This is a genomic window from Marinobacter sp. UBA2498, from assembly GCF_002341575.1.
Classification (GTDB): Bacteria; Pseudomonadota; Gammaproteobacteria; order Pseudomonadales; family Oleiphilaceae; genus Marinobacter; species Marinobacter manganoxydans.
Window position 1 is genome coordinate 13,426 of record NZ_DDOI01000055.1, and the last position, 26,715, is coordinate 40,140.

Genomic DNA, 26,715 nt, shown 5'->3' on the forward strand with positions numbered 1-26,715 from the left:
GGCTTTGCCTTGCAGAGCTAGAAGGCCCCTTCCAGGGTGAACATCAGCGTCTGGCGCTGATAGTCATACTGCGACAGACTGCTTCTGTTATCCCGAACCAGCCACTCCCCCCGGACCAGCCAAAGGCTGTCCAGAGACTTCTCCGCCAGCAATCCGATCTCCAGACGGTTATCTGTTCTGCGACCGCTCTCGCCTTCCCCGGACACCAACTGATGGGCGTCCCGGTATCGACTGTGGCGAACAGAGCCCGTTGTTCCGAATACGATATCTGGCCGCCACCGGTAGCGACCGGCAAACTCCAGTGTGTGGTGGGTAGGTGAGACACTGATAAACTCACTGGTTGTTTGCAGATCCCGCCGGTCATTGATTTCCAGTGAGTAGTCGCCGTCCAATCGCCAGGGTCCCAGGTACTTCCGCGCATGAACGCGTGCCCGATACCACTGTCCGTCATAGGCCTCGAAGCCTGAACCACCATTCACGGTAGCCGCCGCCAGGGCGATTCCGCACTGATCCGGGGCTACGGGTAGCGAACACTGACGCCAACGATAAAACCCCTCGATGCCGTATCGGGTTTCAAGGGATTCGCTGCCAAACCAGGACTTCACCAACGACACCAGAGCGCCGCGTTCACCTGCAGCGAGAGTCTCAGACCAGGCCAGTCGTCCCTGCAACACCTGAGTGTCGTATTCGTCATCGGACGGATGTTCCCGGGAATAGGCGGCAGCATCGAGGGCAAGCCGTGAGCGGGTACCGACTGGCCGCTCGTAGGTTCCGGCAGCCAGCGCTTCGAGGAACACCCCACCTTCACTCGACGCCGTATCCTCGGGCAGGCCGGCAATATTGGAATCATAACCGCCAGAGATACCCAGATAGCCGCGAATAGAGGGCTGGCGGGCCAACCGGGGCGATCCACCATCCAGTTTATTCAGTTGCGCCCGGGCCAGTGTCCGGATTTTATCCGGAGCGCTCTCGGCCGAGGCCTGCTCGAACCAGCGACGGGCTTCGGCAGACTCCTCCGTGGCAAGCGCGACCAGACCGAGGTTATAACGCGCCAGGGCGCCATTGGAGCCGTCGAGCAAGGAACGGAAGGCAGATTCAGCGGCGCCATAATCGCCCAGCTGGTAGCAGACAACACCGAGGTTATAGAAAAGCGAGGGAGATCTCAGGCCAGCATCAACGGCCCTCTGGAAGCGCTGTTTCGCGGCGTTCAGGTCTCCTGCTTCAAAGGCTTCAACGCCGGAACGGAAATCCTCCATGCCGGCTTCCGTTTCAGCCGCCTGAAGAATCATCGTGGGCATTAACAACAGGATCAGGGACAGGGCGCGCCAAAATACCAGCAAACAGGTTTCTCCGGATTAATCCACGCGGGGCAGGTCCGGTTATGTATCCGGTTTCAGCGATCCAGCCCTGGTGCATCCGGCAGCTCTGGGCGTTCCGGCCGCTCCGGTAACTCAGGCTTACCCTTGATCAGCTCCCGGGATTGCCTGGCTTTTTCGGACATGGACTCACCAAACTCGCGCCCCCTTTCTCGGGCTTCACTCGCCGTATCCAGCCCTCGAGAGCCAGACTCACCCGGATTCCCGGGTTTTTCGATAGCGCGGGGCAACTCGATTTCCCGCACGACCGAATCGGTGAGTTCTGCGTCGTCAGTCACCATGCGCATGGTAACATCCAGATCATCATTAGCCAGTGTTGTTGCAGGGACCCAAAACCCCAACATCAGCAATCCGACCAGCCTGGCACTCAATAAGAACCTGCAACCTGTCATGATTCGGGATCCTCGACCGGGCGTTGTGGATATTCGGGAATCGGGGCCCGAAAGGTTTTCTGGCGATCTCCGGTGTCCAGTCGGGCCACCAACTCACCGGCACCGGGAAAGAGGAGCTTCAGGGGCAGCGACAGGACGTTCTCCCCGGCATTCAGGCTCACCTGCCAGCTAAGCTCCCGATGCCCTGGCCAGGAAGCCAGTTCCACATTGGGTGGCAGCTCAAGGGTAAGCGTAACGTTTTCCAGAGCCTCGCCCGAACGGAAGGCAAGGCGCACGGTTTTCTCAACAGGTTCGGCAATCCAGTTTGCCGACTCTTCAGCGGCACTCTCCGAGGACGCCGAGGACGCGACAACAGGCTGGGCGCTGTCAGTCACATCATCGGGCTGGAACAGAAAGCCCAGGCCGATACCCAGGGCAAGAGCCGCCGCAATGGCGCCACCCAGTGCCCCGTGACTCCATCCGGACTCCGGTTTGGCTTCGCCTCGGACAGAGGACAAAACACGGCTGTGAAAATCAGGAGAAGGCCCAGGGACTCTGAATTGCTCCTGCAACGCCCGGTTCAGAGACCGCTCCGAGGCAAGCCACCCTCTGCACGACGTGCAGGCAGCAACGTGCTCCTGCACCCGGTCACGGGCGGGGGCGGAAAGCTCATTGTTGATGTAGGCGGGTAGATCCACCCGGATTTCATTGCAGGACATTGTCTTCACCTCACTCCCCCACACGTCCGGCCGGCTCGGTTGGTTCCAGCTCCCGCTGCAATTTCTTTCGCAGGGCGGCCCGACACCTGTGCAATCGCGATTTCACGGTTCCCAACGGGATGTCCAGCACCTCCGCGATGTCTTCCTGGCGCCAGCCGTCCACATCATGAAGCAACAAGAGAGTTCGCTGATCGGGCGTCAGAGTCATCATGACCCGATCCAACGCCGGTCCAAGGCGCGACTGCTCCAGTTGCAGATCCGGGCCAACACTGTCGGATTCAAGGCTGTCCAGCCAATCGGCCTGGCTTTCACTGCCGACCAGCTCCGTCAACGGGCGGTCACTCTGTCGGTTCTTACGCCGCACCTGATCAATAAACTGCCTGTAGAGCACCCGATTCAGCCAGGGCCTTAGCTGGTCAACGCTTTCCAGCTCATCAAGCTTTGGGAATAGCTTGACCACGACATCCTGAACCAGATCCTCAGCATCCTGTTGCTGACCCGCCAGACGGTAAGCAAACCGGTACATCGCATCCAGATGGGGCCGCACCAGGGCGTCAAAACGCCGGGACTTCGAGGGCTTGAAAGGAAAAATTGCCAAAGCCGTTGTTTACCTGCGTGGGTTCATGCCAGCGGCGCAGTCTATCTCAAGTCGCCGGGCCGATGCATTGGCCGCGTTCCCGATCTGACGATTCAACGGTTGCCCGGACATTAGGGAACGTTAACAAAATTTCCGGAACTCTGCCCTCTACCGCAGCGTGAGGGTGGAGTCAGGTAGCGATGTTGCTTCGCTATGAGTCCAGCAAATAAACCTTGGAGGTTTATATGAAACGTTCGATCCGCATTTTCACCATTTCGGCCCTGGCTGCAGGTATTGCCGCCTGTGGCGGCAGCGGTGACGGAAGCAGCACTGCTTCTACCGGCACGGTTAACGTAGGATTAACCGACGCGCCTGTAGATAACGCCCAAGAAGTCAACATAGAAGTCGAGGCATTGGTACTGCAACACACCAATGGTGACCGGAAACGTTTTGATTTCGACATGGCGGAACCAGTAAACCTACTTACATTGACCGGCGGAACCGTGATGTCCCTCTTGGCAGATGAAGAGGTTACTGCCGGCGATTATTCCTGGATGCGCTTGGAACTAGGCGATGGCAACACGATTGTTATCGATGGTGGCGTATTCGATCTGACAACTCCTTCAGCCCGAGGCGTTCAAACCAGCGGATTCATTGTGCCTGCAGGCGGCGAAATTAATCTGACCATCGACTTTGATGTGAGAAAATCGATCGTAAATCCTCAGAACGATCCTGACGTTTACCGATTAAAACCGGTTATTCGGCTGGTCGACAATTCGGAGGTAGGTACCATTGCGGGAACAGTTGCTACCGAAGTCATCAGCAATCTTTGCAGTGATGCGAGCGTCAGCTCACCGGAAACGTATAACGGCAGCGTGTATATTCATGAAGGCTTCGATGTTGAACCAGATGATATCGGTAGTGATCAAGAGCCTCTTGTTGCCGTTCCGGTAAATTACGATGGCGATCAGTTCGCTTTCACTGCAGCATTTATACCCGAGGGCAATTACACGGTCTCATACACCTGCGATAATGATGAGATCGAAACTGCAGAAGGTGAACCCTCCGATGATGAACTCAGCTTCATCACCGGCGACAGCCAGGTTGAGGTAGTTAGCGGCGAGACCTCCACAGTCGATTTCGAAGCCTCAGCTCCGGAATGACCACAAAAAAGAGGGGCATAAGCCCCTCTTTTTTGTTTACAACATATTTATAGCGCTGCGGCCCTTTCCTCCGCCTGATCCGCACCCGCCACATTACCTCGAGCCCGGCGAATATCCGCCAGCAACAGCCAGCCGGCTCTCTGCAGCCGAATATCACTTCCCGCCAGGGACAACCCCTTCAGGGTGAACTGCTCCGCTGAGCCCAACTTATTACCCGCCACATAGGCCTCGGACAACTTGAAATACACCTCCGCAGATCGGGGGGCGATCCGCTGTGCGCGCTCGAGGCGTGCGATAGCGCCAGAGATGTTACCTTGGGCCAACAGCTGATCGGCCTCACGTACCAGGCTGAGCGCCGCCGGTGAGAGCCCATCCCCGGTTTCCCGATAGCTAGGGGAGCTGGACCGGGCCGGTTCCCGGGTTTCCGGAGCCACCTCTGGCTGTTCGCTCTTGCGCCACACGGGGGCTTCGCTTTCTTCGCTATCAGTACTGGTTCTGGGTGGTTCCGGCGCCTTGGCCGGCTCACTGCCGATCGGCACGTAGATTCCGCCTCCTGGCCCGGAAGCACAACCAGCCACGGACAGCAGCGTGGCGATCAGGGCAGTCCTTAACGAAAGTCGGTCAATCATTGAAACAGTCCTTCAAACCAACCCCGGATTCGACGTTCCAGAGTTCCGGAGCATGAAATTGTCTGCGTGGGTTCACTGCCAGCAATGTAGGGCAGCAGACGGGCATTGTCGCAGTATTCGTCTGTGAGTGCCTGCCGCTCCGAATTCACCCAGTGATAACTGACTCCGTCGGGTACCACCGGCGAGAAGCCGTGCTGGGGAACCTGCGCCATAAACCTCGACCACACCGGCAGAGCGCCACTGGCCCCGGTCAGTGAAGTTGGCCCGTTATCATCCCGCCCAACCCAGGCCACCGCAAGCAGGTCACCGCTGAACCCGGCAAACCAGGAGTCCCGACCATCATCGGTGGTGCCGGTCTTGCCGGCAAGACTGAGCTCTTCAGGCACGGTGTAATAGGCAGAGCGTCCTGTCCCCTCCTGCATGGTTTCCTGCATGGCGTATTGCACCAGATGCACGGCGGCGGGATCGGCCACTTGCTCAACTTCAAGACTGTAACGGGATAGCGCCTCACCGCCGGCGTCCGTGACTTCACGGATCGTGCGCAGCGGCGTATTGAAGCCGGATGTCGCCAGCCCCTGATAGATCTGCGCCACGGTCACCGGGCTCATGGAAACCGAGCCCAGAAGCATCGACGGGTAACGGGAAATCGGGGTATCGACTCCGAACGCTGTCAGCGTCTCCTGCACCCGATCCACTCCGATATCCAGCCCGACACGCACGGCAGGCAGGTTGTAAGAGTGGGACAGGGCCTTGTGCAGGGGTACTTCGCCCCGCTCCTCGCCATCGTAGTTCTTGGGCTGCCAGCGTTTGCCATCGTCGAATTCCAGGGTAAAGCTCTTATCCAGCACCGGTGTGGTCAGGGTATACCTCTCCGGCTCCTGCAACGCCGACAGATAGATAAACGGCTTGATCAACGACCCGATGGGACGGTTTGCATCCAGTGCCCGGTTGAACCCGGCAAATTGCGGATCGCGGCCACCCACAAGTGCCAGCACTTCCCCGGAATCCTTCGCCGTTACCACCAGAGTCGCTTCCAGCGCCTCGGCATTCTGCCCGCCGCCCAGCCTCGGGAGGGTATCGGTTACCGCATACTCTGCCGCGTACTGGATCGCCGGGTTCAGGGTCGTGAAAATCCGCAAACCTTCACTGCGCAGATCCTCTTCCTTGTAATCGCGGGCAAGGTGTCGCCGGACCAGATCGATATAGGCCGGGTACCGATTTTCCGAATACGACGGGCGCTCACTGACGCCCAGCGGCAATCCACGAGCCCTGGACGCGCGCCCCGGCTCAATGAGCCCGGCCTGTTCCATTTCAGAAATCACCAGATTCCGCCGCTCGGTTGCGCGCTCCGGGTGGCGGCGCGGATTGTAGTAACTGGGGCCTTCGACCATGCCCACCAGCAACGCGATCTGGTGAACATCCAGATCCTTGAGGGATTCGCCAAAATAGAACTGGCTGGCAAGACCGAAACCATGAATGCTGCGCGTACCGGCTTGTCCGAGGTAGACCTCGTTCAGATAGGTTTCGAGGATATCGTCTTTCTCATAGTGCAACTCCAGGAGCACCGACATCAGGGCTTCGTTCGCCTTTCTCACCAGCGTCTGCTCTCGAGTCAGGAAGAAGTTTTTCACCAATTGTTGGGTCAGCGTGCTGCCACCCTGAACGATCCGCCCGGCCTGGATGTTGGCAAGCATGGCCCGGCCAATAGAAAGTGGCGCGATGCCGAAATGGTCGTAGAAATTACGATCCTCCACCGCCATCAGAGTGGTGGGCAACAGGGCCGGCACTTCATCCAGCTGAACCAGCACCCGGTCCTCCTTGTGCGCCGGGTAGATGCCGCCAGTCTGCGCCGGCTCAAGCCGCACAATCGGGGCATTATCGCCTTCAATCACCGAAAAGCCCTGAACCCGATCGCCAGATATCATCAGTGAGATCCTGCGCCTGGGTTCATCGCCGTCCGGGAAAGAAAAGCCCCGGGTACTGATCACAAAGCGATTGCCCGTGCGCTGGTAACTGCCGGATTTCCTGCCGTCACCCTTACGGAAACCGGAGAGGCTCAGTTCCCTCTCCAGGGCACCGGCACTGACGCTGGCGCCATCGAAAAGCTCCAGAGGGCGCGCGTAAACCCGGGACGGAACCTCGAAACGCCGGCCCTCGAAACGGGAGGTCACCACGGCATCGAGGTAAACCATCCAGCCAGCCAGCAAAACGAGACCGATGGCACATAACCGGAACATAAAACGCCAGAACCACGGCCGGCGACCGTTGTTGGAGGAACGTCTGGAGGGCTTTCGCCTGGGGCTGGAAGATGCTTTGGATTTTTTCATGCCGCGATTATAACGAAGGGAGCGGTGAGGAAGGCAGGCCATCCGTGTGTTATTTCTGTAATCTGCCCGTTATGATAGAGCAAGAAAAATCAATAGGTTCAGGGAACGCGAGGAGAGCACGGTGAGTGAGACATCCCCAGGCAATCTGATTCTGGCCATGCAGAATCCAGACCTGTACGACCATCCTGTCGATGGTTTCCAGGTTATCGAAACTCACATCTCACAGGTGATCCTGACCGGTGACTACGCCTACAAGATCAAGAAGCCCATGGATTTCGGCTTCCTGAACTTCTCCACCCTCGATCGCCGAAAGCATTTCTGCGAGGAGGAGCTCAGGCTCAATCGGCGACTGGCCAACAAACTGTATCTGGAGGTGGTACCCATCACCGGCACGCCCGACAACCCCATCCTCGGTGGGGAGGGAGAAGCCTTCGAATACGCCATCAAGATGCGTCAGTTCGGCCAGGAGCATCTCTTCGATCGCCTGCAGGAACAGGGAAAGCTGACGCCCGAACCACTCACGGACCTGGCCCGTCAGGTCGCGGCCTTCCATGAGCAGCTACCGCCTGTGCCGGACGACAAGCCGCTTGGCACTCCGGAAGCCGTATTCGCCGCCATGCAGGAAAATTTCGACCAGATCCGGCCGATGATTGACGATTCGGATCTGCTCATGCAGCTGGACAACCTCCAGGCCTGGACCGAATCCACCTTCGAGCGCCACCGGGAGCTGATTGCCCGTCGTCGCGACAGCGGCATGGTGCGGGAATGCCACGGCGACCTCCATCTGGCGAATATCACCCGCTTCGAGGGTGAGGTCACCGTTTTCGACTGCATCGAATTCAGCGAGCCGTTCCGCTGGATTGATGTCATCAACGATCTCGCGTTCCTGCTGATGGATCTGGAGTCCCGCGGGGAAAGTGCCCTCGCCAACCAGGTGCTGAATACTTACCTGGAATACCGGGACGACTTCGAGGCTCTGCCGTTGCTGCCACTCTACAAGGCGTACCGCGCCATGGTCCGCGCCAAGATCGCACTGTTCACCATGGGCAACCCGGGAATCACGGACGCCGAGAAAGCCGATCTGATGCAACGTTATCGCGACTATGCCCAACTGGCAGAGGATTACGGCACCATCCCCAACCACTACCTGTTGGCTACAACCGGCCTGTCCGCCAGCGGCAAGACCTGCGTCAGCGCCGCCATGGCAACCGAGCTGGGGCTGATCCGCCTGCGTTCCGATGTCGAGCGCAAGCGCCTGCACGGGTTGGCGCCACTGGAGAGTTCCCGCTCACCGACCGGTGGCAACCTGTACACGGAGGAAGCAACAGAGAAAACCTATCAGCGGCTGGCCGAGCTCGCCGGCCACGTTCTGGCAGCCGGGTTCCCGGTGATTGTGGACGCCGCCAGCCTGAAACAGAAGGAACGGTCCTTGTTGGCATCCGTAGCCGAGGCCCAGGGTGTGCCCTTTACTCTGATCCATTGCGAGGCACCGGAAGACCTGCGCCGGGAGTGGATCCGCAATCGCAAGGGCGATGCCTCCGAGGCAACCGAGGAATTGCTGGACGCCCAGCAAACCTGGTTTGAACCGTTAACCGCGGAGGAGAAGAGCCACACCATCCACCTTCACACTGACCAGGAGCATGTGGCAGAGGCGGTGGCCGACCGGATCCGCCAACATCTGGGTATCCCCGGCGGCAAGGCCGACTAAGAACAACAACTGGCTCCCACTGGCGAGCGCGAGGTTCGATATGGACGATAAAAGCGAACACGAAGTACATCAGATCAGCCACCCGCTCTACGATATTCTTCGTAGCGAGGACATGCAGGCGTTCAATGCCGAAAAGGCAAAGCTCACAGAGTTGCCCAGTTTCGCCCATGGCGATTTCCGGGGTCTGGATCTGAGGGGGATGGATGCCAAGGGACTGGATTTCCGCCACGCCTACTTTCGCGGTGCCGACCTGCGAGGTGTGGACTTCTCGAAATCCAGGATGGAAGGCTCAAGCATCGCCAGCGCCAAGATTTCCGGCTGCTATTTCCCGCACCGCCTGGAAGCTGATGAAATCGTCATGTCCCTGAACCACGGGACCCGCATGCGCTACGCCATATTGCCGAAATGAGCAGTAACCCGAATTCCTGGCAGCCCGTCTGTCCGGCATCCGAGCTGACATCGGGCCAGTTTGTCGAATTCCGGCTCCGGGAGAAGGCCCGGGAGCCGGAAGGCATGCCGTTAACCGGCTTCCTGTTCCTCGATGGCAGCACGCCCCGTGCCTATCTGAATATTTGCCCGCACCTGGGCGTTGAACTGAACTGGATGCCGGGGCGATTCATGGATTCCGACAACCTGTTCATCCAGTGCTCGACCCACGGCGCCCTGTTCAAGCCCTCAGACGGCGAATGCATTGCCGGGCCCTGCCAGGGCGATGCGCTCACCCAGCTGGACCTGCGTGAGCGGGACGGTCAGATCGAAATCAGACTTCCAGAATAACCGGCACCGATTCGGTCAGGGTCAACACACCTGTTGGCGTGCCGTCGCTCTCGCTCAGATCGGCACGATAGGCGATCACTTCCACACCCGCATCGCAGGCCTCCCGAAGCAGCTCACCGTATTTGCGATCAATGTGGTCGGCCGGGCGGACGGTTTGAATGCCGGTGTGATTGACCACGAATAACAGCACCGCGCGATCACCCTGCCGGACCTGGGCCATCAGTTCCCGGAGGTGTTTCTGGCCGCGCTCGGTCACCGCATCCGGGAAGAAACCCTGACCATCCTCCGCCAGCGTGACATTCTTGACCTCCACCCAGGCATCGGCGGCGGTGTCGTGGCCAGACAGCAACAGGTCAATCCGGCTTTTCTCGGCGCCATATTTCACCTCGGCGCGGCACTCCGGGTAACCGGCCAACTCAACCACGGTACCCGTCAGCACGGCCTCCCGGGCCTGGCTGTTCGGCCGGGCGGTGTTCACGCAGGCCAGTTGCCCGGGCGAGGTTTCCACCAACTCCCAGGTGTACTGGAGTTTGCGCTTGGGGTTATCGCTATGGCTAAGCCAGACTCGCGCGTCCTCCGGCTGACAGCCCAGCATGGAGCCGGTGTTCGGACAATGGGCCGTAATTTCTGAACCATCCGGCAGACGCACGTCTGCCAGAAAGCGTTTGTAGCGGCGGATAAGCCGGCCTTCAACCAGCGGTTCTGGAAACTTCATGTGATCTCCGTACAAAAGTCGATGTCACAAGGCTGGCACCCCCGTGACTAATCTGCTATTTTCCGCAAATTCCCGTTTCAGGACGAATGCTTCATCCAGGGTACAACCGCGCAGCCACGGGGGCTCACGCGGAGGGAAGCAAACCGTTCTTGTGAAGTACAAACAAGAGGCCGGGTTCAATGGCAACTACTGCAGAACAACCACGCGAACGTTTTACCAACTTCACCCCCTATGAAATGAAGAAGGGTGAAGAGTACATGAGTGCGGAAATGCTCCAGCACTTCAAAGATCTGCTGCTGCAATGGAAGCAGGAGCTGATGGAAGAAGTCGACCGCACCATGCACCACATGCAGGAAGACGCCGCAAATTACGCGGATCCCAGCGATCGCGCAACCCAGGAGGAAGAATTCAGCCTGGAGCTGCGTACCCGCGACCGCGAGCGGAAGCTGATCAAGAAGATTGACCAGACCATCGACCGCATCGACAAAGACGACTATGGCTTCTGCGATCAGTGTGGCGTGGAAATCGGTATCCGCCGTCTGGAAGCTCGACCAACAGCCACCCTGTGCATCGACTGCAAGACACTGGCCGAGATTCGCGAACGCCAGACCGGCATCTGAGCCTACTACGCAACAGCTGCCGGTTGGGGCTCTTCCCAGCCCCGCCGGCTGACTGACCGCCATGAACAACCCTCACTACCGGGGCCGGTTTGCGCCCTCTCCGACAGGCCCGCTGCACTTTGGCTCCCTCGTTACCGCACTTGCCAGCTTTCTGGAAGCCCGCAGCCAGGGCGGCCAGTGGTTTATCCGCATTGAAGACCTGGATCCTCTGAGAGAGCCGCCGGAGGCGACCGGCCAGATCATTGCCAGCCTTGACGCCCACGGGCTGTTTCCCGACGAGCCGGTACGCTTTCAATCCAGACGTCACGACGCCTATCAGCACGCCGTTAACCGGCTGCTTGAAAGCGGCTACGCGTATCGCTGCCAGTGCTCGCGCAAGGAATTGCAGGCCAATGAGGGGCGCCACCCGAACCAGTGCCGCACTCGCACAGAAATTGACGGTGACCGACCATTCGCAATCCGCTTTGCCCTCGAAGACGAAGACTGCCACTGGCAGGACCAGCTGCTGGGACCCCAGCACCAGACGGTGCAAGCAGAGCTTGACGATCCGGTCATCCTCCGCAAGGAGGGGTTCTACGCCTATCAAATGGCGGTGGTGGTCGATGACATTGATCAGGGCATCACGGACGTGGTGCGTGGTTCGGATCTCCTCGACATGACGGCGCAGCAGCAACAGATTTATCGTGCCCTGGGTGCTCTTCCTCCACGCTGGCTTCACATCCCGGTCATACTCAACGCGCAGGGTCAGAAGCTGAGCAAGCAGACCCATGCGCCAGCTCTTGATGATGACAAGCCTGTCGACAACCTGTTCATGGCGCTCGTTGCTCTTGGTCAGAACCCGCCTGCCAACCTTGCCAGCGGTTCGCTGGATTCGCTGCTGGAGTGGGGCCGGAGTAACTGGCGACGGGGCGCCATCCACCTGACATCCCGGTGAGGGACATGGTATAAAGCCCTTCTCACACCTCAGCGCGGATAGCATGCCTGATGTATATCTACCGTCTGGTCTTCCTGTTGGTACTGGCCATCTATATCTTTTCTCCCAACATCCTTGACTGGTGGACCTCGCCGGGAAACGTCTGGTACAGCCCCTACATCATCTGGGCCGGGCTGATTGCCATCGGTTTCTGGCTGGAATGGCGGCGGGACCCCAATGAGTTTTAGTGCCTCCGGGCTGCTGCTCGCCAGCCTGTTGTATCTGATTCTGCTGTTCGGCATTGCCTGGTTTACCGAGCGGGGCATGGTACCCAGACGCTGGGTTCGCCACCCTCTGGTTTACGTGCTCAGCCTGGGCGTGTACGCCGGCATCTGGGCAGTCTACGGCGCCGTTGGCATGGCCGCCGAATCCGGCTACGGCTTCCTCGCCTACTACCTGGGTATCAGCGGCGCCTTTCTACTGGCACCGGTACTTCTGAACCCGGTCATGAGGATTGGCCGCGCCTACCAGCTAACCTCCCTGGCCGACCTGTTCGCCTACCGGTACCGCAGCCAATGGGCGGGAACCCTGGTCACCCTGTGCTCCGGAGGCGCCATTCTGGCTCTGCTGAGCATGCAGATACAGGCCGTCGCCACCTCTGCCAGCATTCTTGCGCCGGACACATCGCCTGCGGTAATCAGCGTGATGTTCAGCTTGATCGTGGTGCTTTTCGCCATGCTATTCGGGGCAAGGCGCGACCAGAACTCGGAAAACCATCAGGGGCTGGTGCTGGCCATTGCTTTTGATTCGCTGGTGAAACTTGTGGCATTGCTGGTGCTCGGGGGCGTCATTCTCTTCGGGGTCTTTGACGGCATGAGCGGACTGGAAAGCTGGCTGGACAACCGGACGTCGCCGGCCACAACCATGACCCTGAGTATTGACGACGGCAGTTGGCGGGCACTAATGCTGATGTCCTTTGCCGCTGCTCTGGTACTGCCACACATGTACCACATGACCTTCAGCGAAAACCCCTCGCCCAAGGCCCTGGCAAAAGCCAGCTGGGGCCTGCCACTCTACCTGTTGCTGCTCGGCCTGCCGGTGCCCCTGATTCTCTGGGGAGGCCAGGAGCTGGCGGTGACCACAGGGCCCGGATTCTTTGCCATCGGGGCAGCCCAGGCCATGGAAAGCCCGGCACTGACACTGCTGATGTACATTGCCGGCCTGTCAGCAGCCAGCGGCCTGATGATCGTCAGCACCCTGGCACTGGCGGGCATGGCGCTGAACCACGTGGTGTTGCCCCTGAAAACCCCGAAAGACCAGGGCGATATCTACCGGTGGCTGCAGTGGATCAAGCGCCTGCTCATCGCCGTGATCATTTTCCTGGCGCTGCTGTTTCATGAAGTTGTCGGCAAAAACCTCGACCTGTCCATTCTCGGCGCCATTTCCCTCTCCGGCACTTTGCAACTGCTGCCCGGCGCCCTGGGCGTGATTTACTGGCCCGAGGGCAATCGCCGCGGCCTGATCGCCGGCCTTGTTGTCGGGCTGGCCATCTGGGTGGTGACGCTCGTGCTGCCATTCTCGCACACGGCCAATCTGCTGGCCTGGCTGGATGCGCCACTGATACCGGACTACAGCAACTGGCATATCTTCACGTTCGTAAGCCTGACTGCCAACATTACCGTGTTTGCGCTGATTTCCATCCTCAGCACCAGCACCAGTGAGGAGAACAGCGCAGCCCAGGCCTGCTCACTGGGCGCACTGTCCCGTCCGCAACGCCGTGAATTGCTGGCCACGTCCTCCAGTGACTTTGTGAGACAGTTAGCGGAGCCGCTGGGCTACGGTGTGGCGCGGCGAGAAGTGGAGCGGGCACTGGGCCAGCTGAAACTGCCCAATGTGGAGTATCGGCCTTACCAGCTCAGGCGACTGCGCGACCAGGTGGAAATAAACCTGTCTGGCCTGCTCGGCCCCTCCGTAGCCAGGGACATGGTCAAGCGCCATCTCGGCTTCAAGCCCATGGCCCAGGGCGGCACTGCCCAGGACATCCGCTATGTAGAACGCGCCCTCGGCGACTACCAGAACCGATTGACCGGCCTGGCCGGCGAGCTGGACAACCTGCGCCGGCATTACCGCCAGACCCTTCAGAACCTGCCGATTCCTGCCTGCTCCGTGGGCGAGGACGGTGAAATCCTGATGTGGAACCACGCCATGGAGGCGCTCACCGGCATCACCGCCGATGACGTGGTCGGTGCCAGGCTGATGGCACTGCCCGAGCACTGGCACCTGCTGCTTGATGACTTCAACCGTGGCCCGGACCTCCATCGCTACAAGCATCGCCTGGACCTGCGTGGCAAACCCCACTGGCTGAACCTCCACAAAGCAGCCCTGAGCGGACCGGACCACACCGAAGGTGGCAGCATTATCCTGGTCGAGGACCAGACCGAAACGCGGCTACTTGAGGACGAACTGATGCACAGCGAACGGCTGGCATCGGTGGGAAGGCTCGCCGCCGGTGTCGCCCACGAGATCGGGAACCCGGTCACCGGTATCTCATCCCTGGCCCAGAACCTGAAACTGGAAACCGACAACCCGGACATCCTGGACACCGCTGACCAGATCCAGCAGCAGACCCGGCGCATCTCTACCATTTTGCAGTCGCTGATGAACTTTGCCCGCACCGGCAATCATGCCCAGGCCAACCGGTACGAGCCGGTAGCGATTCATCGCTGTGTGGAAGAATCGATCAACCTGCTGTCGCTCAGCGACAAGGGCCTGGGGATTCACTATGTCAACGACTGCCCGCCCTCTTTGCAGGTTCTGGGAGATGAGCAGCGTCTGGTCCAGGTATTCGTCAACCTGCTGGCGAACGCCCGCGATGCCTCACCGGAAGGCGGTACCATCCGGGTCAGTGGAAAGGGCGATGGCTACTCCGCTATCATCGAGGTGGTTGATGAGGGCTCCGGTATTCCCGGGGATCAACTCGATCATATCTTCGAGCCGTTTTACACCACCAAGGCCCCCAACAAGGGAACCGGTCTTGGCCTGTCGCTGGTGTACAGCATTATTGAAGAGCACTATGGCAACGTTCAGGTGGAAAGCCCGGCTAATGCCGACACCGGCCGCGGAACCTGCGTGAGGCTGAGATTGCCAGCCTACGAACCGGAAACCAGCACTATTGCCATCAGCCAGAACCAAAGGTCTTGAGACTGTTATGCCTCGCATTCTGATCGTGGAAGACGAAGACATTATTCGCTCGGCAGTGCGCAAACTGTTGTTGCATGCCGGCTATGAGGTCGCCGATGCGGCCTCCGTTGAGGAAGCCGAACAGAACCACGAACCCGATCAGTTCGATCTGATCATTTCCGACCTGCGTCTGCCAGGCGCTGCGGGCACCGAACTGATCAATCGCGCACCCAACACGCCGGTGCTGATCATGACCAGCTATGCCAGCCTGAGATCAGCGGTGGACTCCATGAAAATGGGCGCCGTTGAGTACATCGCCAAACCGTTTGATCACGATGAAATGCTGGCCGCGGTCGAAAACATTCTGGCCCGGAAACCCGCCGGCCGGAACTCGGGTGACGACTCGGCACCAGCCCTGGAAACGCCGGAAAGCAGCGATCCTGCCAACATCATGTTCGGCCAGTGTGAGCCAATGCAGCGGGTGTTCACGCTGATCCGTAAAGTAGCACCGACAGAAACCACTGTCCTGATCCAGGGCGAATCAGGAACCGGCAAGGAGTTGGCGGCCCGCGCCCTGCACCTGCTCAGCCCGCGCGCTGCCAAGCCGCTGATTTCGGTCAACTGCGCGGCCATCCCCGAAAGCCTGATTGAATCGGAACTGTTCGGCCATGAAAAGGGCGCTTTCACCGGCGCGGTATCGGCCAGGACCGGCCTGATCGAGGCCGCCGATGGCGGCAGCCTGTTTCTGGACGAAATCGGCGAACTGCCGGCCGAAGCCCAGGCACGCCTGCTACGGGTTCTGCAAGAGAGCGAGATCCGGAAAGTCGGCTCCACCCAGAGCCGTACCGTCAACGTGCGGATGATTGCCGCCACCCACCGAAACCTCAAGGCCATGACGCGTACCGGGGAATTCCGGGAAGACCTCTACTACCGGTTGAACGTCATGCAGATCCGTATCCCGCCGCTGCGTGAGCGCCAGAGCGATATTCTGGGACTGGCCCGCCGCTTCCTGAAACGCCAGGGCGAGAGAATGGGCAAGCCCGATCTCAATCTAAGCCCCGAGGCGATGCGCGCCCTCGAACGCCATCGCTGGCCGGGAAACGTACGGGAACTGGAGAACGCCATTGAGCGCGCAACCATCCTGTGTGACGGCGACGTGATCACGCCCTCATTGCTGGACCTGGACAGCGAAGGCAGCGACGAATACATCCCCGAGACTCTCGTGGACGGCAACAACGAGCAGACACATACCCGGGAGGTGGACGCGTCCAACGATCTCTCCCTCGAAGATTACTTCCAGCATTTTGTTCTCGAGAACCAGGACCGCATGAGCGAGACAGAATTGGCCCAGAAACTGGGCATCAGCCGAAAATCGCTCTGGGAACGTCGCCAGCGTCTCGGCATACCCCGGAAAAAATCCTCTGGCAACTGAGTCCGGCATAGTATGAACCCGGGCTCAGTTGTTACCTCATGTTCCTGTCGGTAACACTCCTCACGAAAGTAACGTGACCTCAGTAACACTTAGGTTGAATACGGGGTAACACTTATGGCCTACAAAATCGTAAGGCCCTGTTAATAAAAGAAATTCAAAAACTGGCACATGGACTGCAACCTATTTGGCGCACAACAACAAAAACAAGAGTGACAAAGCAGCGCCAACAACAAGAACAAAAAGCTGCAGGATGCGTTCGGTAACAAAAACAACAACAGAACGTGAGCGAACTGAGTGTTTTGGGTACTTTGCTTTTTAGTGGTCCCATGGCACGTGCGAGTTGTAGATGTAGAGAAGAATCACCTTCCAGGTGACGCTGCAGCTACTGCAGACCCGCCCGATGTCTCTGACCGCTCTGTGTATTCAAAGCTTTCCGTTTGCACTGCTGAGATGCCCCTACATTGGGGATATGCAGTGGGGTACAAAAATCAAGAAAAATCCCGGCAAAAACAAAAACAAAAACAATGCAGATCGTCAACGCTTTGAGGGCGGATTCGTGAAAACGGATCCGCCTTTTGGTTTTCTGGGTCCCGGAACGGTAATCCACGGCAAACGTGTGCAAATCCTGCTCAAACCGTTAAACTCTCGGTTTTTGCTCATCGCAACCACGGATTTCAATGCCTAAATCAATTTTTACTCTCGTCGAGCAATCGGTCGAGAAACTCCGTTCCATAATGCCCGGCAACGGAAAAAAGAAAGCCCGCACCTACCAGCGACGGGAAATCCCGAGGGACCAGCACAACGTCTCCCGCTCGGTTATCAGCGACCCTGCCAAGAAAGTTCTGCATCGCCTGAACAAATCAGGCTACGAGGCCTACCTTGTGGGTGGCGGCGTCAGGGATATCCTGCTGGGCGGAAAACCCAAGGATTTTGACATCGCAACCAATGCCACGCCGGAGGAAGTTCACGACCTGTTCCGCAACTCCCGGTTGATCGGACGGCGTTTCCGGATTGTCCACGTGGTGTTTGGCCGTGAAGTCATCGAGGTGACCACCTTCCGGGGCAACGCCACGGAAGCCGATGCCGAGGCGGATGAGGACGACCGCAGAACCAGCGAACATGGACTGCTCCTGCGGGACAACGTCTACGGCAACCAGGAAGAGGACGCCCTGCGTCGCGACTTCACCGTCAACGCGCTTTACTACTGCATTCGCGACTTCACCGTTATAGATTTCGCCAACGGCATTGAGGATTTGCGCAACCGGCAGCTGCGACTGATCGGCGACCCGGAAACCCGCTACCGCGAGGACCCGGTACGCATGCTCCGCGCCATCCGTTTTGCCGCCAAGCTCGACTTCGACATTGAGCCCGAGACTGAGGCCCCCATTGGGGAACTGGCGCCACTGTTGACCCACATCCCGCCGGCTCGTCTGTTTGAGGAAGTACTCAAACTGTTTTCGGCCGGCCATGGTGAGGCCACCTACGACTTGCTTAACCGATACAATCTTCTCGAACCGCTGTTTCCGGAAACGGCCCGCGCCATCGAGAACGGCGAACCCGATGAACTGATACGCCAGGCCCTCAGAAACACGGACGCCCGGATTGCCCAGGGCAAATCGGTCACGCCTTACTTTCTGTTTGCGGCCATGCTCTGGCCGGCACTTCAGGCGGAATGGCATCGCCGGCAGGACAACGGTGATCCCGTGCAGCCGGCACTGCATGGAGCTATCGGAAAAGTGATTGGCCGCCAGGTACAGGCAACCTCCATTCCCAAGCGCTTCTCCGGGCCCATGAAAGAGATCTGGGAGCTCCAGATGCGCCTGCCCCGCCGACAGGGTAAGCGGGCCTTTGCCACCATGACCCACCCCCGGTTCCGTGCAGCCTACGATTTCCTGCTGGTTCGTGAGGCGTCTGGCGAGATTGAGCCAGGGCTTGGTCAGTGGTGGACCGAGTTCCAGCAGGAGGACGAACGTGGCCAGGAACGGATGCTGTCAAAACTGAGCAACGATGCGCCCAAAAAGCGCCGTCGCCGTAAAACGGTCAAGCGCCCCGCACAACAATGATGACAGATGTTTTTATTGGTCTTGGCAGCAACCTGAAAGATCCGGCTGCTCAACTGGCCAGGGCAGTTTCCGCCCTGGCCACCCTGCCGGAAACCGCTCTGGTAGCCCAATCCCCTTTTTATGCCAGCCGCCCGGTCGGTCCCCAGGACCAGCCTGACTTCGTCAACGGCGCGGTATGGCTTAGAACCTCCCTACTACCACACCAACTGCTTGACGAACTGCAGAACGTCGAACAACAGCATGGCCGGGAGAGACTTCGCCACTGGGGACCCCGAACGCTTGATCTGGACATACTGATCTTCGGCGATCAGATGTTGGATGACGAGCGCCTCACCGTACCTCATCGGGAACTGCGGAACCGGGACTTTGCGCTCCAGCCTCTGCTGGACCTGAAGGCCGGCCTGACTCTGCCCGACGGCACACCGATTGCCAAACTGCGTCGCCAATGCCCCGACAACGGCTTGCGCAAGCTTCCACCGGCGGATTACCCTTAACACTTCAATGCCGACACCCCGGCACGCCCAGGCCCATCCACCCAAAAGGCAAGGATTCTATGGCTGTTACCATCAATACCCTGCGTGAGTTCAAGCAGAAGGGCGAAGCCTTCGCTGCCCTTACCTCCTATGACGCCACCTTTTCCCAGGTGGTCAGTGAAGCGGGCGTTCACGTAATCCTTATCGGCGACTCCCTCGGGATGGTGCTTCAGGGGCATGACAGCACCCTGCCGGTGACCATGGACCAGATGGTGTATCACGTCAGCTGCGTGGCCAAAGGAAACCGTGGGTCCCTGATCATGGCCGACATGCCCTTCATGAGCTACGGCACGGTCGAGTCTGCCCTGGAGAACGCAGCGGAACTGATGCGCGCGGGCGCGCACATGGTAAAACTCGAGGGCACGGACTGGATGAAAGAAACCATTACTGCTCTGACCGAGCGCGCCGTGCCCGTGTGCGCACATCTGGGCCTCACGCCGCAATTCGTCAATAAATTTGGCGGCTACAAGGTCCAGGGCCGTGACGAGAAAGCGGCGGAGATGATGATTGAGCACGCCTGCGAACTGGAAGCCGCCGGCGCCGATGCCATCCTGCTGGAGTGCGTTCCCGCGCCGCTGGCGGCACGCATCTCCCAAGCCGTCAAAGCACCGGTCATCGGGATAGGTGCCGGGCCAGACACCGACGGACAGATTCTGGTATTGCACGATATGCTGGGCATTACCACTGGCCGTAAGCCACGATTCGTCAAGAACTTCCTGGCTGAAACAGATTCGGTACAGGAAGCCCTCCAGGCCTACGTGAAAGCCGTAGGCGAGCGCTCATTCCCCGCTGAGGAGCATACGTTCAAGGCATGAGAACTGTACATTCTTTGAAAGAATTGAGAACCATCCTCCGCGGCTACCGGCAGCAGGGCAAAACCATCGGCCTGGTACCCACCATGGGCAACCTGCACGAGGGCCATATCTCCCTCGTGCGCAAAGCAGCGGAGATGGCGGATGTGGTGGTTACCAGCATCTTCGTGAACCCGATGCAGTTCGGAGCCGGCGAAGATCTCGAGACCTACCCGAGAACCCTGGCTGAAGACCAGGACAAGCTCGCCTCGGCCGGTAACACACTGGTATTCGCGCCTTCCGCCGAGGAAATCTATCCGGAAGGGCTGGCAAGTCAGACCCAGGTGGTCGTGCCGGATGTCAGCGACGGCCACTGTGGCGCCAGTCGCCCGGGTCACTTTGAGGGCGTAGCCACGGTGGTCACCATGCTGTTCAATATGGTGCAGCCGGACTTCGCTGTATTCGGCGAGAAGGATTTTCAGCAACTGGCCGTGATCCGGAAAATGGTCCGGGATCTGATGATCCCTGTGGATGTGGTGGGCGGCCCCACGGTGAGAGAGGACGACGGCCTGGCGAAAAGCTCGCGCAATGGTTACCTGACGCCCGAGGAACGGCAGATTGCGCCAGCGGTCTACCAGACTCTGCAGGCCACGGCGGCCAAGATCACCGATGGTCGTACAGACTTCCAGGCCCTGGAAAGCGAAGCTGAGCAGAGTCTCGGGGACGCAGGGCTCAGGCCGGACTACTTCAATATCGTCAACAGTCAGACACTCAAACCGGCCACGGCTGAAGATCGGGAGATTACCATCCTGACGGCAGCTTTCCTGGGCACCACCCGCTTGATCGATAACCTGTCCCTGACCCGATAAGCCAACAGAAAAGGAACCTCTGATGCCCGCACATCCTGAAGTACTGACCTCGAAACCCGAATGGCAGACACTGAAGGAGCAACGGCAACGCCTGGACGGCGTTCTCATGAAGGACCTGTTCAACCAGGATCCCGGGCGGGCAAAGCGTTATTTCATTGAAGGCGCAGGGCTGTCACTGGATTTTTCCAAGAATCGGATCACTGACGACGTGCTCGACACGCTTCTGGCGCTGGCCCGCAGCTGCAACCTGGAAGCACGGCGGGAGGCCTTGCTCAGCGGAAAGAGAGTCAACGTTACCGAAGATCGCCCTGCCCTGCACACGGCATTGCGCAACCCGGGAACCGACGCCATCACCGTTGACGGCGAAGACGTGGTCGCAGAGGTGCAGCGCACTCTGCAACGCATGGAAACCCTGGTGGAGGAGGTGTTGGGCCAACACCGCACCGGGTACACCGGCAAGCCTTTCACCGATGTGGTAAGCATCGGTATCGGCGGCTCCTATCTGGGCCCGAAGCTGGTGGGCGAAGCGCTTCAACCCTACGCCCAGGCCGGCGTTCGCTGCCATTACGTGGCCAACATTGACGGCACCGAGATTTGCGAGGCACTGCGCCAGGTCAATCCGGAAACCACTCTGTTCCTGATCCAGTCCAAGTCATTCCGCACCCAGGAAACCCTCGAGAACAGCAAAGTCGCGAAACAGTGGTTTCTTGATCATTGCGGGGATGAACAGGCGGTTTCGCAGCATTTCATGGCCGTGACGGCCAATGTGCCGGCGGCGCAGGACTTCGGCATCGATCCGGAGAACGTCTTCCCGATGTGGGACTGGGTCGGCGGCCGTTATTCACTGTGGTCAGCCATCGGCCTGCCCATTGCCTTTAGCGTTGGCATGGCCAACTTCCGGGCCCTGCTGGCCGGCGCCCATGCCATGGACCAGCACTTTCGTGAAGCGCCGCTGGCAAAGAATCTGCCGGTGGTGATGGCCATGCTGGGCATCTGGTACAACAATTTCTGGGGTGCCGAGACCCATGCGATCCTGCCCTACGATCACTACCTGCGCAGCCTGCCAGACCACCTCCAGCAGCTGGATATGGAAAGCAACGGCAAGAGCGTTACGCAAGCGGGCGCCCCACTCGCCTGGCAGTCCGGCCCGGTCATCTGGGGCGGCGTCGGTGCCAATGGCCAGCACGCCTATCACCAACTGATCCACCAGGGCACCCGCCTGATTCCGGCGGACTTCATCATACCTCTGAAAACCCACAATCCGGTGGCCACCCATCACGCCGACCTGTTTGCCAACTGCCTCAGCCAGTCCAGGGCCATGATGGCCGGAAAATCACTGGAAGAAGCCAGGGCCGAGCTGAAAGCCGAAGGACGGGATGAAAGCGAGATTGAACAGCTTGCGCCACACAAGGTGATCCCAGGCAACAAGCCAAGTAACACGCTGACCATGGAGAAGGTGACACCCGAGACTGTGGGCGCGTTGATCGCGCTCTACGAGCACCGCACCTTTGTGCAGGGGGTTATCTGGGACGTGGATTCGTTTGACCAATGGGGTGTGGAACTCGGCAAGCAACTGGGTAAAGGCATCCTGCCGCGGCTATTGGGCGAGGAAGATGGCACCCAGGCCAGCGACAGCTCGACCGATCACCTCATCGAGCTGTTCCGCTCAACCGGCAGCGTGTGAAATCTGCCGACCCTGCCAGCTGAAGCCCACCGGCCAGAGCTTCTGGCCAGTGTCGTACTCCCGCCATAGCTGGCCATAGGTTTTGCCGCACACCGGGTGCTCTGCTTCAGGCGCTATGTCGGCCAGTGGCCGAAGCACGAAAGCGTTTTTCAGGATTTCACCCCTTGGCAGTTCAACGCCATCGATGCGCCCGACGGCACTGCCATAGGTGAGAATATCGAGGTCCAGCGTTCGCGCACTGAATTTAGGCACATCCCGACGCCGGCCGTTGTCCGCCTCCAACTGTTTGAAACGCTTCGAAAGCTCGGCAACCGACAGGGACGTATCCACGCCCACTACGAGGTTCAGGAAGGGCGAGCCATCAAACCCGACCGCTTCGCTGTCGTAGACCGGGGAGATAATCAGCTCGCCAAACCATGCCGAGAGCGCATCGAGCGCTGCCCTGACGTAGCGTTCCCTGTCGACATTGCTGCCAATACTGATGTAAACCCGAACGGCCGCTGCCATCACCGGACTCCCCTCTCGATTTGCACACCCACCGCCTGTGCCGTAGGTACGGCCCCCGGCTTGCGTATCGCCAACCGAAGCCACGTGATGCCAAATTCATCCTGCAAGGCTTTGGCGAGCACCTCAGCGCCGTGCTCAAGCAGTTGCGGCCTGAGTGCCTGCAGACAGGTCTCCACCCGAGCACTGACGGCCGCATAATCCAGGGCATCGGCGACATCGTCTGTTCGACCCGGCACCCGGTTATCCCAGGCCATTTCCAGATCGATCACCAGGTCCTGGGTGACTTCCCGCTCCCAGTCATAAACGCCGACCACAGTTTCCACAACGAGGCCTTCGATCAATACAGTGTCTGCCAAGGGTACTCCGGAGTTCTTCCACTCTTTGGTGATTGAATAACGCACAACCAGGGGATACTGTGAAGAGCATGGCCCGCGTTTTCAGGGCGGGCATTTTCGCACATATTGGTTGTATACGTCTTTGCTTCCGAGCCCACAGCATGTTTCCCAGTGACCCGGTTTTAACGGTTTTACTCTGCGCCGCCGCTTACCTGGCAGGTTCCGTGCTGTTTGCCCTGCCGGTCTGCCAACTCTGGAAACTCCCGGACCCACGGGCGCAGGGTTCAGGCAATCCCGGCGCCACGAATGTCTACCGAACCGGCGGGTGGCCGCCAGCGTTACTCACGCTTGCGCTGGATGCGGCAAAAGGCTGGTTACCCGTTTGGCTGGCCCATGCCGCCGGTCTTTCCGTAATGGTTCAGGCTGTCGTTGCCCTGTTCGCCGTCACCGGCCACATGATCCCGATCTTCTATCGATTCAAGGGTGGAAAAGGGGTCGCGACGGCGCTCGGGGCCGGTCTTGCGCTGGCGTCGGTCACAACGCTGCTGATGGCCGCTACCTGGATGCTGGTGATCTGGCGCTGGCGAATATCCGCCCTCGCCTCACTGATAGCCATTGTCTGCGGCCCGCTGATCAGCGCCTTCCTTGAACCGGAAACCCTGCCACTGTTCGGCCTGCTCGCACTTCTGATCGTGGTTCGCCACCGCAACAACCTCATCCGGCTCGCCCAGGGACGGGAAGCCGGACTTTAACGATCAGTCCACCAGACCGGTTGAACGAGGTTCGTTAATGGGCGGCAGCGTGTTCATTGGCCACCGGGGCACTGCCACAATCCGCTCGCCGTCCTGCTGGCCGGCCTTCATGCGCTGGGCACCGGCGTAGGCGATCATTGCACCGTTATCCGTACAGAATTCCGGCCGGGCGTAGAAAACGTGGGCTTTGAGTTTGTCGGCCATTTTTTCCAGGCCCGCCCGTAACCGTTTATTGGCACTCACCCCTCCGGCTATGACCAGCCGCTTGCAGCCTGTCTGTTCCAGGGCCCGGCGGCATTTGATAGTGAGCGTATCGACCACGGCGGCCTCGAACGCCAGGGCAATATCCGCGCGGGTCTGGTCCGTCAGCCCCTCCGCCTCACGAGCAGCATTCACGGTATTGAGCGTGAAGGTTTTCAGGCCGCTGAAGCTGAAATCCAGGCCGGGACGGTCAGTCATCGGCCTCGGGAACCGATAACGGCCCTCTGTGCCTTTTTCCGCCAGCGCTGCCACCCGCGGGCCACCCGGGTAGTCCAGACCGAGCATCTTGGCGGTCTTGTCAAAGGCCTCACCCGCGGCGTCGTCTACTGATTCTCCCAGCATTTCGTATTCGCCAATACCATCAACCCTTACCAACTGGGTATGGCCACCCGAAACAAGCAGTGCAACGAAGGGAAACGCGGGTGGATTATCCTCCAGCATGGGCGCCAGAAGGTGGCCCTCCATGTGATGCACACCGAGCACCGGCACTCCAAGGGCAAACCCCAGCGAATGGGCAACCGCGCCCCCAACCATGAGCGCGCCGACCAGGCCCGGACCCGCGGTGTAGGCAATTCCCTCTATATCGGCACGGCCTTTACCGGCATCCGAAAGCACCTGATCGCAGAGGGGCAGGAGCTTGCGAACGTGGTCACGGGACGCCAGTTCAGGGACGACACCCCCGTAATCAGCATGCATGTCGATCTGGCTGAACAGGGCGTGCCCCAGAAGGGCCGCTTCCGTGTCGTAAAGCGCTACACCAGTCTCGTCGCAAGAGGTTTCGATACCTAGAATCAGCATAATTTCGGGCCACATTGGTTGGCAGAAATGAAAACGACGCGCATTTTAGCAGAAACCCGAAACCCACTGGCAGATTCATCGAACAAACATTGACCTTGCCATAACGCAGGCGCTATCATTGCCGCCCTAAAATATGCACTGGTCGAGTTTTAGCCAATCTGACCAGGAATCGAGAACCGGTCTGGCCTCGCCAGACGGACAAAATTGAAACCGAATCTATCAGGTAGGTGATTTTCGAATGCCAGCTGTTAAAGTGAAAGAGAATGAACCGTTTGACGTAGCACTGCGTCGCTTCAAGCGTTCCTGCGAGAAAGCGGGTGTACTTTCCGAAGTACGTCGTCGTGAGCACTACGAGAAGCCGACCGCTGTTCGTAAGCGCAAAGCAGCCGCTGCCGTTAAGCGTCATCTCAAGAAGCTTCAGCGGGAACAGCGCAAGTTCGAGCGTCTGTACTAAGTTTTATCTGACGCCGCTTGACTGCAAAGCACTGATTGCCTGTACAGCCGCAGGCTGCACAGAGCGACTCAAAAATGCCGCCGAGGCCTGGCTTCGGCGGCATTTTTGGCTATTGGCCAACTCCGATGAAGGCCTGATGTGGAGCCCCCATGAGCGGACTGATCCCTCAACAGTTTGTTGAAAACCTGCTGGATCGTATCGACCTGGCGGAACTGATCGGTTCACGCATCACGCTCAAGAAGGCCGGCGCTAACTACAAGGCCTGCTGCCCGTTCCACGACGAGAAAACACCCTCGTTCAACGTTCGGCCAGACAAGGGCTTTTACCATTGCTTCGGGTGCGGCGCCCATGGCGATGCCATCAGCTTTGTCAGGGAGTTTGAAGGCCTGGGTTTTACCGAGGCGGTAGAGGAACTGGCCAAGCGGGTTGGTCTCGAAGTGCCCTACGACCGGGCGGCAAAACAGGAAATCCAGCAGGCGCGAACGCTGACCGATGCACTGGACTTTGCCAGTCGCTTCTATCAATCAGCGCTCAAAGGTCAGCAAGGTGCCTACGCACGGGACTACCTGCAACAAAGGGGTCTGGATAACGCCATCATCGAGCAGTACCAGGTGGGCTATGCGCCCTCCACCGGCACGGCGCTGTTTGATGTTGCCAGCAAGGACCTGCAGGGTCCGCTGATTGAAACCGGCACGGTTTCCGACAAGTACGGCAAACCCAGGGACCTGTTCCGCAACCGGGTGATGTTCCCGATTCGCAATAGCCGGGGCAGAACCGTGGCATTCGGCGGCCGCACCCTGGGCGACGACAAGGCGAAATACATCAACTCCCCGGAGTCGGATGTGTTTCACAAGAGCCGCGAGATTTACGGGCTTTTCGAGGCCAAACAGGCCATCCGGCAGCTGGACAAGCTGCTGGTGGTTGAAGGCTACATGGATGTGATCGCCCTCGCCCAGCACGGCATTCACTATGCGGTTGCGACGCTGGGCACAGCAACGAACCAGGACAGTCTCACAGCGTTATTGAAGCAGGTCAGACACATCGTGTTCTGCTTTGACGGCGACCAGGCGGGCTTCCGGGCCGCGGACAAGGCCATGGAAAACGCACTGGAACTTATGGCCGATGGCCTTCACCTCCAGTTCCTGATGCTGCCCCAGGGCG

At 59.2% G+C, this 26,715-nt stretch carries 28 protein-coding genes; 18 read left to right on the forward strand and 10 right to left on the reverse strand.

Going from position 1 to position 26,715, the window contains the following annotated elements; translation table 11 throughout:
- Positions 1-17 precede the first annotated feature (17 nt).
- Genes B2W52_RS06560 through B2W52_RS06575 form a run of 4 tightly spaced genes read right to left on the reverse strand, consistent with a single transcriptional unit; the run spans position 18 to position 3,064 of the window.
- The gene (locus B2W52_RS06560; protein WP_286802045.1) at positions 18-1,340 is read right to left on the reverse strand and encodes a tetratricopeptide repeat protein; all 1,323 of its coding nucleotides are present in this window, start codon (positions 1,338-1,340) and stop codon (positions 18-20) included.
- 53 nt (positions 1,341-1,393) lie between these two features.
- Entirely contained in the window at positions 1,394-1,768 is a 375-nt protein-coding gene (locus tag B2W52_RS06565; protein ID WP_273070293.1) for a hypothetical protein, read from the reverse strand.
- Positions 1,765-2,466, reverse strand: a complete 702-nt coding sequence (locus B2W52_RS06570; protein ID WP_286802047.1) for an anti-sigma factor family protein — start codon at positions 2,464-2,466, stop codon at positions 1,765-1,767. The genes B2W52_RS06565 and B2W52_RS06570 overlap by 4 nt, the downstream gene beginning before the upstream one ends.
- A gap of 10 nt (positions 2,467-2,476) precedes the next feature.
- On the reverse strand, positions 2,477-3,064 hold the full coding sequence (locus B2W52_RS06575) for an RNA polymerase sigma factor (RefSeq protein ID WP_008173164.1): 588 nt from the start codon (positions 3,062-3,064) through the stop codon (positions 2,477-2,479).
- Positions 3,065-3,288: 224 nt separating this feature from the next.
- Here B2W52_RS06575 and B2W52_RS06580 point away from each other — a divergent pair, with 224 nt between their 5' ends.
- Positions 3,289-4,206, forward strand: coding sequence for a DUF4382 domain-containing protein (locus tag B2W52_RS06580; protein ID WP_092033770.1), 918 nt, complete (start codon positions 3,289-3,291; stop codon positions 4,204-4,206).
- 47 nt (positions 4,207-4,253) lie between these two features.
- Here B2W52_RS06580 and B2W52_RS06585 read toward each other — a convergent pair whose 3' ends face one another.
- Positions 4,254-4,835, reverse strand: coding sequence for a tetratricopeptide repeat protein (locus tag B2W52_RS06585; RefSeq protein WP_008173175.1), 582 nt, complete (start codon positions 4,833-4,835; stop codon positions 4,254-4,256).
- A complete protein-coding gene (gene mrcB, locus B2W52_RS06590; RefSeq protein ID WP_339623028.1) occupies positions 4,832-7,162 on the reverse strand; it encodes a penicillin-binding protein 1B in 2,331 nt (776 codons plus the stop codon). The genes B2W52_RS06585 and mrcB overlap by 4 nt, the downstream gene beginning before the upstream one ends.
- Before the next feature lie 121 nt (positions 7,163-7,283).
- Here mrcB and B2W52_RS06595 point away from each other — a divergent pair, with 121 nt between their 5' ends.
- Genes B2W52_RS06595 through B2W52_RS06605 form a run of 3 tightly spaced genes read left to right on the forward strand, consistent with a single transcriptional unit; the run spans position 7,284 to position 9,647 of the window.
- The gene (locus B2W52_RS06595; protein WP_286802053.1) at positions 7,284-8,870 is read left to right on the forward strand and encodes a bifunctional aminoglycoside phosphotransferase/ATP-binding protein; all 1,587 of its coding nucleotides are present in this window, start codon (positions 7,284-7,286) and stop codon (positions 8,868-8,870) included.
- 40 nt (positions 8,871-8,910) lie between these two features.
- Positions 8,911-9,279 carry a pentapeptide repeat-containing protein gene (locus B2W52_RS06600; protein WP_008173179.1) on the forward strand — a complete coding sequence of 123 codons (369 nt, stop codon included), beginning with the start codon at positions 8,911-8,913 and terminating at the stop codon, positions 9,277-9,279.
- Positions 9,276-9,647 (forward strand): Rieske (2Fe-2S) protein, encoded by a 372-nt coding sequence (locus tag B2W52_RS06605; protein ID WP_286802056.1) that lies wholly within the window; start codon positions 9,276-9,278, stop codon positions 9,645-9,647. Before B2W52_RS06600 ends, B2W52_RS06605 begins: the two co-directional genes overlap by 4 nt.
- On the opposite strand, the gene sfsA is transcribed toward B2W52_RS06605, so the two are convergent.
- Positions 9,631-10,362 carry a DNA/RNA nuclease SfsA gene (gene sfsA / locus B2W52_RS06610; protein WP_092033763.1) on the reverse strand — a complete coding sequence of 244 codons (732 nt, stop codon included), beginning with the start codon at positions 10,360-10,362 and terminating at the stop codon, positions 9,631-9,633. The genes B2W52_RS06605 and sfsA overlap by 17 nt on opposite strands.
- A gap of 179 nt (positions 10,363-10,541) precedes the next feature.
- Here sfsA and dksA point away from each other — a divergent pair, with 179 nt between their 5' ends.
- From dksA to pgi, 11 genes are all read left to right on the forward strand, one after another.
- Positions 10,542-10,982 carry an RNA polymerase-binding protein DksA gene (gene dksA / locus B2W52_RS06615; RefSeq protein ID WP_008173182.1) on the forward strand — a complete coding sequence of 147 codons (441 nt, stop codon included), beginning with the start codon at positions 10,542-10,544 and terminating at the stop codon, positions 10,980-10,982.
- A gap of 61 nt (positions 10,983-11,043) precedes the next feature.
- Complete coding sequence (gluQRS, locus tag B2W52_RS06620; RefSeq protein WP_008173183.1) at positions 11,044-11,916, forward strand: tRNA glutamyl-Q(34) synthetase GluQRS; 873 nt, start codon at positions 11,044-11,046, stop codon at positions 11,914-11,916.
- A gap of 50 nt (positions 11,917-11,966) precedes the next feature.
- Positions 11,967-12,143, forward strand: a complete 177-nt coding sequence (locus tag B2W52_RS06625; RefSeq protein WP_048497702.1) for a hypothetical protein — start codon at positions 11,967-11,969, stop codon at positions 12,141-12,143.
- Complete coding sequence (locus tag B2W52_RS06630) at positions 12,133-15,096, forward strand: ATP-binding protein (RefSeq protein ID WP_286802063.1); 2,964 nt, start codon at positions 12,133-12,135, stop codon at positions 15,094-15,096. The genes B2W52_RS06625 and B2W52_RS06630 overlap by 11 nt, the downstream gene beginning before the upstream one ends.
- Before the next feature lie 7 nt (positions 15,097-15,103).
- On the forward strand, positions 15,104-16,507 hold the full coding sequence (locus B2W52_RS06635) for a sigma-54-dependent transcriptional regulator (protein ID WP_008169641.1): 1,404 nt from the start codon (positions 15,104-15,106) through the stop codon (positions 16,505-16,507).
- 370 nt (positions 16,508-16,877) lie between these two features.
- Positions 16,878-17,192, forward strand: a complete 315-nt coding sequence (locus tag B2W52_RS06640) for a hypothetical protein (protein ID WP_286802066.1) — start codon at positions 16,878-16,880, stop codon at positions 17,190-17,192.
- Between the two features lie 49 nt (positions 17,193-17,241).
- Positions 17,242-18,570, forward strand: coding sequence for a polynucleotide adenylyltransferase PcnB (gene pcnB / locus B2W52_RS06645; RefSeq protein WP_175497423.1), 1,329 nt, complete (start codon positions 17,242-17,244; stop codon positions 18,568-18,570).
- Positions 18,567-19,064, forward strand: coding sequence for a 2-amino-4-hydroxy-6-hydroxymethyldihydropteridine diphosphokinase (gene folK, locus B2W52_RS06650; RefSeq protein WP_286802068.1), 498 nt, complete (start codon positions 18,567-18,569; stop codon positions 19,062-19,064). Before pcnB ends, folK (B2W52_RS06650) begins: the two co-directional genes overlap by 4 nt.
- A gap of 59 nt (positions 19,065-19,123) precedes the next feature.
- Complete coding sequence (panB, locus tag B2W52_RS06655; RefSeq protein WP_008169652.1) at positions 19,124-19,918, forward strand: 3-methyl-2-oxobutanoate hydroxymethyltransferase; 795 nt, start codon at positions 19,124-19,126, stop codon at positions 19,916-19,918.
- Positions 19,915-20,763 (forward strand): pantoate--beta-alanine ligase, encoded by an 849-nt coding sequence (panC, locus tag B2W52_RS06660; protein WP_053114245.1) that lies wholly within the window; start codon positions 19,915-19,917, stop codon positions 20,761-20,763. Before panB ends, panC begins: the two co-directional genes overlap by 4 nt.
- Positions 20,764-20,785: 22 nt before the next feature.
- Positions 20,786-22,447, forward strand: coding sequence for a glucose-6-phosphate isomerase (gene pgi / locus B2W52_RS06665; RefSeq protein WP_273070085.1), 1,662 nt, complete (start codon positions 20,786-20,788; stop codon positions 22,445-22,447).
- Here pgi and folK (B2W52_RS06670) read toward each other — a convergent pair.
- On the reverse strand, positions 22,430-22,954 hold the full coding sequence (folK, locus tag B2W52_RS06670) for a 2-amino-4-hydroxy-6-hydroxymethyldihydropteridine diphosphokinase (protein ID WP_008169659.1): 525 nt from the start codon (positions 22,952-22,954) through the stop codon (positions 22,430-22,432). The genes pgi and folK (B2W52_RS06670) overlap by 18 nt on opposite strands.
- On the reverse strand, positions 22,954-23,310 hold the full coding sequence (folB, locus tag B2W52_RS06675; protein ID WP_041644908.1) for a dihydroneopterin aldolase: 357 nt from the start codon (positions 23,308-23,310) through the stop codon (positions 22,954-22,956). The genes folK (B2W52_RS06670) and folB overlap by 1 nt, the downstream gene beginning before the upstream one ends.
- Positions 23,311-23,450: 140 nt before the next feature.
- Here folB and plsY point away from each other — a divergent pair, with 140 nt between their 5' ends.
- Complete coding sequence (plsY, locus tag B2W52_RS06680; RefSeq protein WP_273070082.1) at positions 23,451-24,041, forward strand: glycerol-3-phosphate 1-O-acyltransferase PlsY; 591 nt, start codon at positions 23,451-23,453, stop codon at positions 24,039-24,041.
- A gap of 3 nt (positions 24,042-24,044) precedes the next feature.
- Here the strand turns inward: plsY and tsaD are convergent, their stop codons facing one another.
- The gene (gene tsaD / locus B2W52_RS06685) at positions 24,045-25,100 is read right to left on the reverse strand and encodes a tRNA (adenosine(37)-N6)-threonylcarbamoyltransferase complex transferase subunit TsaD (RefSeq protein ID WP_104271583.1); all 1,056 of its coding nucleotides are present in this window, start codon (positions 25,098-25,100) and stop codon (positions 24,045-24,047) included.
- 238 nt (positions 25,101-25,338) lie between these two features.
- Between tsaD and rpsU the strand changes: the two genes are divergently transcribed.
- Positions 25,339-25,554 (forward strand): 30S ribosomal protein S21, encoded by a 216-nt coding sequence (gene rpsU, locus B2W52_RS06690; RefSeq protein ID WP_007153483.1) that lies wholly within the window; start codon positions 25,339-25,341, stop codon positions 25,552-25,554.
- A gap of 149 nt (positions 25,555-25,703) precedes the next feature.
- A partial coding sequence (dnaG, locus tag B2W52_RS06695) for a DNA primase (RefSeq protein ID WP_286802072.1) occupies positions 25,704-26,715 on the forward strand: 1,012 nt, incomplete at its 3' end.

What these genes read in the sequence shown, in the direction of transcription:
- B2W52_RS06565 (WP_273070293.1), bottom strand. Translation starts at nt 1,768, where the DNA reads ATGACAGGTTGCAGGTTCTTATTGAGTGCCAGGCTGGTCGGATTGCTG.
- B2W52_RS06570 (WP_286802047.1), bottom strand. Translation starts at nt 2,466, where the DNA reads ATGTCCTGCAATGAAATCCGGGTGGATCTACCCGCCTACATCAACAAT.
- B2W52_RS06580 (WP_092033770.1), top strand. Translation starts at nt 3,289, where the DNA reads ATGAAACGTTCGATCCGCATTTTCACCATTTCGGCCCTGGCTGCAGGT.
- B2W52_RS06585 (WP_008173175.1), bottom strand. Translation starts at nt 4,835, where the DNA reads ATGATTGACCGACTTTCGTTAAGGACTGCCCTGATCGCCACGCTGCTG.
- mrcB (WP_339623028.1), bottom strand. Translation starts at nt 7,162, where the DNA reads ATGAAAAAATCCAAAGCATCTTCCAGCCCCAGGCGAAAGCCCTCCAGA.
- B2W52_RS06600 (WP_008173179.1), top strand. Translation starts at nt 8,911, where the DNA reads ATGGACGATAAAAGCGAACACGAAGTACATCAGATCAGCCACCCGCTC.
- B2W52_RS06605 (WP_286802056.1), top strand. Translation starts at nt 9,276, where the DNA reads ATGAGCAGTAACCCGAATTCCTGGCAGCCCGTCTGTCCGGCATCCGAG.
- sfsA (WP_092033763.1), bottom strand. Translation starts at nt 10,362, where the DNA reads ATGAAGTTTCCAGAACCGCTGGTTGAAGGCCGGCTTATCCGCCGCTAC.
- dksA (WP_008173182.1), top strand. Translation starts at nt 10,542, where the DNA reads ATGGCAACTACTGCAGAACAACCACGCGAACGTTTTACCAACTTCACC.
- gluQRS (WP_008173183.1), top strand. Translation starts at nt 11,044, where the DNA reads ATGAACAACCCTCACTACCGGGGCCGGTTTGCGCCCTCTCCGACAGGC.
- B2W52_RS06625 (WP_048497702.1), top strand. Translation starts at nt 11,967, where the DNA reads ATGTATATCTACCGTCTGGTCTTCCTGTTGGTACTGGCCATCTATATC.
- B2W52_RS06630 (WP_286802063.1), top strand. Translation starts at nt 12,133, where the DNA reads ATGAGTTTTAGTGCCTCCGGGCTGCTGCTCGCCAGCCTGTTGTATCTG.
- B2W52_RS06635 (WP_008169641.1), top strand. Translation starts at nt 15,104, where the DNA reads ATGCCTCGCATTCTGATCGTGGAAGACGAAGACATTATTCGCTCGGCA.
- pcnB (WP_175497423.1), top strand. Translation starts at nt 17,242, where the DNA reads ATGCCCGGCAACGGAAAAAAGAAAGCCCGCACCTACCAGCGACGGGAA.
- folK (WP_286802068.1), top strand. Translation starts at nt 18,567, where the DNA reads ATGATGACAGATGTTTTTATTGGTCTTGGCAGCAACCTGAAAGATCCG.
- panB (WP_008169652.1), top strand. Translation starts at nt 19,124, where the DNA reads ATGGCTGTTACCATCAATACCCTGCGTGAGTTCAAGCAGAAGGGCGAA.
- panC (WP_053114245.1), top strand. Translation starts at nt 19,915, where the DNA reads ATGAGAACTGTACATTCTTTGAAAGAATTGAGAACCATCCTCCGCGGC.
- pgi (WP_273070085.1), top strand. Translation starts at nt 20,786, where the DNA reads ATGCCCGCACATCCTGAAGTACTGACCTCGAAACCCGAATGGCAGACA.
- folK (WP_008169659.1), bottom strand. Translation starts at nt 22,954, where the DNA reads ATGGCAGCGGCCGTTCGGGTTTACATCAGTATTGGCAGCAATGTCGAC.
- plsY (WP_273070082.1), top strand. Translation starts at nt 23,451, where the DNA reads ATGTTTCCCAGTGACCCGGTTTTAACGGTTTTACTCTGCGCCGCCGCT.
- tsaD (WP_104271583.1), bottom strand. Translation starts at nt 25,100, where the DNA reads ATGCTGATTCTAGGTATCGAAACCTCTTGCGACGAGACTGGTGTAGCG.
- rpsU (WP_007153483.1), top strand. Translation starts at nt 25,339, where the DNA reads ATGCCAGCTGTTAAAGTGAAAGAGAATGAACCGTTTGACGTAGCACTG.